This window comes from Allosphingosinicella sp. (assembly GCF_036403745.1).
Lineage (GTDB): Bacteria > Pseudomonadota > Alphaproteobacteria > Sphingomonadales > Sphingomonadaceae > Allosphingosinicella.
Genome location: NZ_DASWQI010000025.1, coordinates 1 through 2,150, shown reverse-complemented (window position 1 = coordinate 2,150; position 2,150 = coordinate 1). Strand labels below are relative to the sequence as shown.

The window sequence follows — 2,150 nt, the reverse complement described above, 5'->3', positions numbered from 1 at the left end:
ATCAGGCCGACGAGGTCATTCAGTGAGGCCACAGGCGAACGGAGCTCTGGCGCTACTCGATGTCGTAGTCAAGCATGTGTGGCCCGACATCCACGTCCGAGCTCAGACATGCAGCGCATCGGATTTGCCGGTCAAGACCAGTTCCCGTCCTGTCTGACAGAGCTGCGTCCCACCGGAGCGCGCCGCGATGCCAGCACGAATGGCAAATGACTTGAACGGAGTGGAAGCCGGTTTCGCTAAGACCGGCTAGCGAGTTGCGGTCCAGTCGTGTCGTTCCGCGCTGCATGGAAGCTCCCCCTGATCGTGTCCCGTCGGGTGGTGTAGCTGAGGCGTTGCCACCACGGTGTCCGGTGTAGGCCGGGCCGGTCAGGCTGCCACGGCTGGCAGACCGACGAGGGGATCATCGCTCAACGGCGCGATAGTTTCCAGGGTGATGTAGCGGGCGCGTTGGACCGCCCATTCGTCGTTCTGCTCGAGCAAGATGGCGCCGACGAGGCGAGTGATCGCGGCCTCGTTGGGGAAGATCCCGACCACGTCGGTGCGGCGCTTGATCTCGCCGTTGACGCGCTCGAGCGGGTTGGTCGAGTGCAGCTTGGTCCGGTGGGCGGCTGGGAAGGTCATGTAGGCGAGGACGTCGGGCTCGGCCTCGTCCATCAGCGCGGCGAGCTTCGGGACCTTGGGGCGAAGCTGGTCGGCCACGCGACGCCACTGTGCGCTTGCAGCTTCCGCATCGTCCTGGGCGAAGGCGGTGGCGATAAAGGCTGAGACGACGCGCCGACCGCTCCTGCCGGCATGGGCGAGGACGTTCCTCATGAAGTGCACGCGGCAGCGTTGCCAAGTCGCGCTGAGCACCTTCGAGACCGCCGCCTTGATGCCCTCATGGGCGTCGGAGACGACGAGCTTGACCCCGCGCAGACCCCGGCGGGCGAGCTTGCGCAGGAAGGCGGTCCAGAAGGTCTCGGCTTCCGATGGGCCGACGTCCATGCCGAGCACTTCGCGTCGCCCATCGCCGTTCACTCCGACGGCGACGATCACCGCCACCGAGACGATGCGTCCGTTGCTCCTCACCTTCACGTACGTCGCGTCGATCCACAGGTAGGGCCAGTCGCCCTCGAGCGGGCGGTCGAGGAAGGCCTTCACGCGCCCGTCGATCTCCTCGCACAGCCGGCTCACCTGGCTCTTCGAGATGCCGCTCATGCCGAGTGCTTTGACGAGGTCGTCGACCGAGCGCGTCGAGATGCCCTGGATGTAGGCCTCCTGCACGACGGCCGTCAGCGCCTTCTCGGCCAACCGCCGCGGCTCCAGGAACCCCGGGAAGTACGAGCCCTTGCGCAGCTTCGGGATGCGCAGCTCGACCGTGCCGGCCCGGGTCTCCCAGCTGCGGTCTCGATAGCCATTGCGCTGTGCCAGACGCTCGGCACTCTTCTCGCCGTATCCGGCCCCGGTCAGCCCGGCGACCTCCAGCTCCATCAGGCGCTCGGCCGCAAACCCGATCATCTCGCGCAACACATCGGCGTCCGGGGTCTTCTCCACGAGCGCGCGCAGGTCCATCATCTCGCTGGTCATCGGCGAATCCTCGATAGGGGTTGGTGTTCGCAACCCGACCCTACCGGGGCACCGCCGATGGCCACCCCCGCGACATCGCCCGCCCGCTACGGCGCTGTGGAAAGCGCGCGGCCGGGCGATCTCGCTACCGCCGAGCTACACCACTCCTCGGGACACGACCGCGGTAACCCGCTGGAATGTCACTCAGCGCGATGCGAAAAACGCTTTCTCAGATCAGATTAACTGCCCGCTAGCGCCATTTGATGACGCGCTTCGGCTCTTCGGCCCGACGGTGGGCAAACGCATTGACGCTCTCGAAGAGCTGCAGGGTCGCTTCGAAGCCTTCGTGGAGACGCGGCGTCAGAGTGCGTGAACTGGCGCCATCTCAACGCCTTTTGGCACATTCTCGCGCGATCTTCACCTGAGACAGGGCACGGAGATCCGGCGCACGATCCCAACGAACAGCAGGTTTCCCCCGCGTTGGTCTCCAAAGCGGCTTTCGGCCAAGACCGCCCGTTCCGCGTTGCGCCGATCCATGCCGCTTTTCGGGCGTTGAAGACGCTCCCGCAACCGAAGATTTGTCAAGCGTGCTCTTCGCCGTTTCC

The 2,150-nt window shown here is 65.7% G+C and carries 2 protein-coding genes; one reads left to right on the top strand and one right to left on the bottom strand.

The features are described from left to right. Nucleotides 1-366 precede the first annotated feature (366 nt). Nucleotides 367-1,566: an IS256 family transposase gene (locus VGC56_RS02755; RefSeq protein WP_464123116.1), complete on the bottom strand. Its 1,200-nt coding sequence runs from the start codon at nt 1,564-1,566 to the stop codon at nt 367-369. Nucleotides 1,567-1,914: 348 nt separating this feature from the next. Between VGC56_RS02755 and VGC56_RS02750 the strand changes: the two genes are divergently transcribed. After that, a partial coding sequence (locus tag VGC56_RS02750; RefSeq protein WP_464123114.1) for a hypothetical protein occupies nt 1,915-2,150 on the top strand: 236 nt, incomplete at its 3' end.

What these genes read in the sequence shown, in the direction of transcription:
- VGC56_RS02755 (WP_464123116.1), bottom strand. Translation starts at nt 1,566, where the DNA reads ATGACCAGCGAGATGATGGACCTGCGCGCGCTCGTGGAGAAGACCCCG.